The 6,393-nt window shown below is 67.6% G+C and carries 3 protein-coding genes and 1 rRNA gene; all 4 read left to right on the top strand.

Annotated elements, in window-relative coordinates; all coding sequences use genetic code 11:
* The first annotated feature begins 346 nt into the window (after positions 1 to 346).
* Positions 347 to 1,564 (top strand): TIR domain-containing protein, encoded by a 1,218-nt coding sequence (locus tag QZY48_RS28945; protein WP_295437183.1) that lies wholly within the window; start codon positions 347 to 349, stop codon positions 1,562 to 1,564.
* Positions 1,561 to 4,227 (top strand): ATP-binding protein, encoded by a 2,667-nt coding sequence (locus QZY48_RS28940; protein ID WP_295437181.1) that lies wholly within the window; start codon positions 1,561 to 1,563, stop codon positions 4,225 to 4,227. Before QZY48_RS28945 ends, QZY48_RS28940 begins: the two co-directional genes overlap by 4 nt.
* Positions 4,228 to 4,494: 267 nt before the next feature.
* Positions 4,495 to 5,187: a hypothetical protein gene (locus QZY48_RS28935; protein WP_295437179.1), complete on the top strand. Its 693-nt coding sequence runs from the start codon at positions 4,495 to 4,497 to the stop codon at positions 5,185 to 5,187.
* Between the two features lie 798 nt (positions 5,188 to 5,985).
* Positions 5,986 to 6,393: ribosomal RNA gene (locus QZY48_RS28930) — 16S ribosomal RNA — on the top strand; the annotation flags it as partial.

Genomic DNA, 6,393 nt, shown 5'->3' with positions numbered 1-6,393 from the left:
GAGAGAACCCGGCGCGCTACGATAATCTCGACAACGACAACGACAACGACAACGACAACGACAACGACAACGACAACGACAACGACAACGACAACGACAACGACAACGACAACGACAACGACAACGACAACGACAACGAAAATGGCGCCCGGTCCGTAATCGACCTCCGTAGGGTCCGCTGTGCGGACCGACGATCCTGCGCCGGACGGCGCCTTCGCCCCGTCCGAAACCCTTTGAAGCCGCAGGCGAATCCGCCATGTCCGCCGGTCCCGAAGCGGGCGGGACTGAGCGGCCCGCACCGCCGCCGCCCGTGCTATAGTCCCCGCCGTCCACGGGGGAGCAGGGCATGGCGGACGACGACGCATTCGACTGTTTCTTAAGCCACAACAGCAAGGACAAACCGGCGGTGCGCGCGCTGGCCGGGTGGCTGCGCGCGGCCGGGCTCAAGGTCTGGCTGGACGAGGAGGAACTGCGGCCGGGCGTGCCGTGGCTGCCGCTGCTGGAGGCGGCGATCGGGCGTTCGCGCAGTGTCGCGGTGCTGCTCGGTCCCCACGGGCTTGGTCCCTGGGAAGAAGAGGAGATGCAGGCGGCGCTGAGTCTCGCGGTGCAATACCAGCGCCCGATCTTTGCGGTCATGCTCCCGCAGACCCCGCCCGACACCAAGCCGCCGCTGTTTCTCGGCAATCGCACCTGGATCGACCTCCGACCCGCCGCCTGTCCCGACCTGCAATCCGGTCTCGACCGCTTGGAGTGGGGCATTACCGGGACGCGACCGCAGCGCTTCGGCGTGCGGTCAGCTTCGCGCGACCCGGCGACTGTCGACGAGCCGGAAACGCCCGCCCCAAGCGCGCCAAGTGCCCTGGGCGGGTCCGACCACAACCCATTCGACGGCGACAGCCCCGCGCCCATCGGGCGCGACCGCGAGATCGAGCGGATCGTCAATCGCCTGAGCACCGCCAACCTCTGCACCCTGGTCGGCCCGCCCGGGAGCGGCAAGACCTTGCTGCTCGATACGATCCGGCCGCGGTTCGAGCCGGCCCTGGGTATCGGCCCCGAGCACTGGCTCCGCATCGGCTTTCGGCTGATCCGCACGCTCGGCGATCTGCGCGCCGAGATTGTGAAGGGCCTGGGCGGGCGCACCGCGTCCGATTGGCGCAGGCTCGTTGAGACGCGCGGGCTGCGTCTCCTGGTCCTGGACGACCTGGGCGGGATGCACGAGGGTGCCCGCGGCCTGGAAATGCGCCGCTGGCTGCGCGGGCTGCACGAGCAATACGCCGTCAAGCTCTTGCTGGTCAGCAACGAGCGGCTGGAGCTGGTGTTCCCCAAAGACGAACGGGCACCCGACTCCCCGTTCTGGAACCTGGACCCGATGCCGGTGGAACTGCCCCCGCTCGCCCCGGCGGATTGCGCGCGACTGGTGGCGCTGCGGCTGTCGGGTTCCGGCTGCCCGGCGGACGACTATGCCGACCTGTGCCGCGAGCCGCGGCAGCCGCGCGACCTGCTGCATCAATGCGCCAGGCGATTCGAGCGGTTGCGTCCGGGCCAGGGAGGATCGGCGCGATGAACGAGGAACTGCCCTATGCGCCGCGGCGTAAGCGGCCCTTGTCGCTGTGGAATCCGCTGGATTACCTGGTGCTGCTGTATTGGGCATTCTACTTTCCGCAGGCGATCCGGTGGTATGTCGAGCGGTTTGGGACCCTGCCTTGGGATACGAATGGATGGGTGGCGATTCGGCGGGATCGGGTTCAGCGTCGGTTGGCGGCCCAGTCGATCGGGGGCGTGGCGATTGCGTTAGGAGTCGCCTGGCTCGTCGCCACAGGTCTGGAAATATCGCTGTCTTGGAGTGATGTTTCGGTCGGCGTGGTGGCCGTCGTATTAGGTGGCGTGGCGAGCGGCGAGGCGGTCGGCGTGGCCGTCGGCGTCGCTTTCGGCGTGGCGGGCGCGGTGGCGGGCGTCGTGTCGTTCGGCGTGGCCGGCGAGGCGGGCGCCGTTCCGCTCGTCGTGGCCAATGTCGTGGCGATCGGCGTGGCGATGGGCGTCGTGGGCGGCGGGCCGCTGCTCGTCGTGACGGGCCGCGTGGCGCTAGTCGGCGTGTTGGGCGGCCTGGTGGGCGGCGTGTTGTTGGGCGAGAAGGGGGGCGTGGCGTTCGGCGTGGCCAATATGGTTTTTGTCACTCTCGCTCTATTTCTCGCTCTATTTCGCATGGACACGGTTGCACTTGCCTTCCTCCCAGCCTGGCATCGGCGCTCAAGGCGTATCGCGATCACGATTCAGCGTGTCTCGCTGGTACCCGTTCCAGGTCTTTCAGGAGAACTCTACAGTCGCTTGACACGGGACTGGCTGGGTGGGCTTGACGAATGCGAGGGTCTACTTCGCTATACGCTCCAGTTCGCCCCGGTTGTCGAGGCGGCGAATCGCGCACTGGCCTCGACCGAGGGAGCGGCCCTCTTGTCTCGGATCAGCCAATGGTGCGAGCGGGATCTCCACGATTGGGAGGTGATTCGCTTTCAATCTGCGAGCCTGTCGGCCGGGCTGAGATCAAGTTTTTGGGTAGATCTCTGGGTTCTGCCTGCTCGCTGGCGCCCGAAAGTCGATTGCTCGCTACGCACCGACACCCCGGCCCGCGCCGCCTCCGCCGGATTCTGGCTATTGCATAAGGCCAGGCCTTCGCTGGCCGCAGACGCATTTGCGCAAGTCCGGCATCTGCCGTTCGGCGAAGAGATGCACGCCAACTCCAGTGTCCTGGCGACCGCACTCGGCTGCGAACAACTCCAGCAGATCGCCGCCTGGCTCCCGCCGACGCTACCCGGCCCCGATCGGCTGCGCCCCGCGGTCGCCCAATGCCTGGTCCGTCTGGGCGAAACCGCCCGCGACGCCCACCTGGTCCTGCATTCGCGCTCCCCCCGCGAGCGCAGCAGCGCCTTGAACCGGGTCATCGGCAATCTGAAGGCGCTGCAATCGACCCCGAACCAGTGCCCCCAACCCGAGCGCGTCGTGCTCGTCACGATCCTCGATCGCTGGATGGACCTGGCCCAGCACGTCGCCGCCGACGTGGGCACCCTGGAGGCCCGCGAGCCGGTCGCGAGCCCCTATATCGTCGGTGCCCCGGTCCCGGCGGACCGCTTGGTCGGGCGCGAGTCGGTCTTTGAGCAGATCCGCGCCGCCTGGGCCAAGCCGGGCCAGCGCGATTCGCTGCTGGTCTATGGCCATCGGCGCATGGGCAAGACCAGCGTGATGCGCAATGTGCTGGAGTACGGTCGACTCGGACCCGATACCGGGCTCGCCTATTTGACCTTGCAGTTGATCGATCCCGCGCTGCCGCTCGCGGACCTCTGCCAGGCCATCGCCTCCCAGCTCTGGCGGGCCTCGGGCCGCGCGATGGCGGAGCCGCAGGGGATCGGCGCATCCGGCGATGCGCAAAGCCTGAACGCAAGCCCGCTCGCCGAGCTGAGAGACTTCTTCGAGCGGCTGCACGAGGCCGACCAGCGTCGCCGCTATATCCTGGTGCTGGACGAATACGAGGTGCTGGATCAGTATCTCACCCCCTCCCAGGCGGGCGCCTTCGTCGCGCTGCTGCGCGGGCTCACCCAGCAATACCCCTGGCTGGTGGTCGCGCTGGTGGGTCTGCACCGGCTGAAAGAGCGCAGTGCGAGCCTCTACGAGCCGATCTATGCCTGGCGCTCGGTGCGGGTGAGCTTTCTCGATGCGAACGGGGTCGCCGATGTGCTCCAGGTTGATACGGACGCCTTCCCGCTCGCCTTCAGCCCGGAGTGTCTGGCGTCCATCCATCGGCTGACCGCCGGCCAGCCGTTCCTGGTGCAACTCCTGGGTGACCGGCTGGTCGATCGGTTCAATCGCCGGCTGCGCGAGGAGGTCCATCCGCCGCCCGCGACCTTTTCGGCGCAGGATGTGGAGGCGATCGTCGCGGACCCGTCGCTCTATGCGCGGGGTGCGGGCTATTTCCGCGGGATCTGGGCCCAGGCGGGGGAGGGACCGACGGGACAGCAAGCGCTCTTGCGCGCCTTGGCGCCCGATCCGGCGGGACTCGCAGCGGGGGGGTTGGCGCACGCGAGCGGGCTCGCCGACGCTGGGCTGGACGAGGCGATTGGATCCTTGATCGATCACGATGTGGTCGAGCGGGCGGGCGAGCGTTATCGCTACGCCGTCGAGCTGATGCGGCGCTGGGTGGCCGGGGGTTGGATGGAGCGGGACGACGCGGGGGGCTAGTCCCACGCGCTGCCAGTCGTCAGGCCATGGGCGTAGGGTGCGCCGTGCGCACCTTCCAAGGCTGCGGTGGAACGAAACGTCCTGCGCCTGGGCTGGCGCCCCGGTGCGCGCGGCGCACCCTACTGGGACACGCTTTTGCCAAAGGTCCGAGCATTTCCATCCGGGTGTACTCGGGCCTGGCTGGCCGCCGCTTCGGCCCCGCTGCCGCCGTCTTATGGCTTTCTGATCGCCACTTTCAACCACCCGATACAGCGGGGGAAACAACCGATGACCAGCATCCACGCACGCGCGGCCGCCGCCCTGGGCGCCCTGTCCGCGTTGACCCTCGCCACCGCGGTGCCGGCGGGCTATACCGAGACCTGGAACGCGGACCCGAACGACAATGGCGACGTGCCGCTCACCTGGACCGCGAACGGCGGCGCCGCTCCCGCCCCCAGCGGCTATGTGGCAGCGGACCTGGGCGACGCCACGTCGTGGACACCTACCGGGGCCGGCATTTTTTTCCTCGCCTACACCTACGATAGCTGGCACCGCATCGACCTCGCCACGGACCCCAGGGTCTACATCGCCCTGCGCGACGGCGGCGGGCTCGGCCTGGACGGCGGCTTGCTGTGTTTCTGGATCGGCGAGTACGACGACCCGGATGGTCCGACGGGGCCGATCAATCCCACCCTGGCCTTTTACTATTATGATCGGGTCTTGACCTACGGGGCCGCGGACTGGGTGGTGAACGCCATCGACACCGCTGGCGGCCAGTGGGTCGCCTTCGCCAACCAGGGCGGGCCCTCGGTCGCGGACCTGTTGACCCATCCCCAGCAGTGGGGCTTCGGGCTCTTCGGCGGCGGCGACACGCCCGTCGGCACCCTGGCCCTGGACAACTACGGTGTCCCGGTGCCCGCGCCCCTGCCCCTGATCGTGCTGGGGCTCGCCGGGCTGAGGCAGGCACGGTGCCGCGGCTGACGCCGGCGCGCGCCGGGACCTGAGCCCCATTCACGGACGCGCAGCCCGCGTCCGAAGCCGCCCAGCAGGCGCTCGCCCTGGCGACGCCGGGCATCCCAGATGGCGACGCCGCCCGGCATCGCGCCATCGCCGCCGCCGAGCGCGACGCCCCGGCTGACCGACTTGGCTTCGAGCCCGCGCCGGCCGCGCACTTGGGCGTTGCGTTGGCCACCGCGTCGCCCGGTGGGGACGCGGGCGCAGGAGCACGTCGGGCCGGGCATCCTGTATCCGTTGGTTGCGTTGGTGTCGGGGTCGCCTCGGCCCCGGGTCTGGGCGGTTTCGTGGCCGCCCCAGGGCCGCGCTGAAGTAATGCTTGACCGCGCGCCCCGATTCGGTAGAATGCGCGGCTCGCTGAGGGAAGCGGCGGTGTGGGAGGCGCGCGGCAGGGACGACGACGCGTTGCGGTGCAGGGAGGTGGGGCGGTCGCGTTGACACAGTTGTTGACAGGTCATCCCAGCCCGGTATAATGGTCGGCTCGCTAGGGACCAGCGACGGTTTGCAGGGAGCAAGCCGGGAGGTGCTGAAGGAACGGCGGCGGGGCAGGGTGCTCCGGCGGGGTTGACAGGGTGTCGGGATGGTGTAGAATGGTTCGTCTGGCAGCGAGAAAGTCGTTGCCCCCAGATCTTTAACAATTTGTTTAGATAACTTGTGTGGGTGCTCCGATGTCCCTGGCGTGGTTCCAGAGACAGCGACGAGCATCTTCGAAAGGAGAGATACGTCGAGCAAGGAATAAGTCACCTTCGGGTGATTGACTGAAATGAACTGAAGAGTTTGATCCTGGCTCAGATTGAACGCTGGCGGCATGCCTAACACATGCAAGTCGAACGCGAAAGTCCTTTGGGGCGAGTAGAGTGGCGGACGGGTGAGTAATGTGTGGGAATCTGCCTTGCAGTGGGGGACAACCCGGGGAAACTCGGGCTAATACCGCATACGTCCTACGGGGGAAAGGGGGCCTCACGGCTCTCGCTGCAAGATGAGCCCACATCCGATTAGCTAGTTGGCAGGGTAAAGGCCTACCAAGGCGACGATCGGTAGCTGGTCTGAGAGGATGACCAGCCACACTGGGACTGAGACACGGCCCAGACTCCTACGGGAGGCAGCAGTGGGGAATATTGGACAATGGGCGCAAGCCTGATCCAGCAATGCCGCGTGTGTGAAGAAGGCCTG

Origin of the sequence: uncultured Thiodictyon sp. (genome assembly GCF_903828115.1) — a bacterium.
In the GTDB taxonomy this organism is placed as follows: domain Bacteria; phylum Pseudomonadota; class Gammaproteobacteria; order Chromatiales; family Chromatiaceae; genus Thiodictyon.
Note: the sequence above shows the minus strand (reverse complement) of the source record. Positions and strands in the feature narration are given on the sequence as shown.

Coding starts and splice junctions, on each gene's coding strand:
- QZY48_RS28940 (WP_295437181.1), top strand. CDS start 1,561: ATGAACGAGGAACTGCCCTATGCGCCGCGGCGTAAGCGGCCCTTGTCG.
- QZY48_RS28945 (WP_295437183.1), top strand. CDS start 347: ATGGCGGACGACGACGCATTCGACTGTTTCTTAAGCCACAACAGCAAG.
- QZY48_RS28935 (WP_295437179.1), top strand. CDS start 4,495: ATGACCAGCATCCACGCACGCGCGGCCGCCGCCCTGGGCGCCCTGTCC.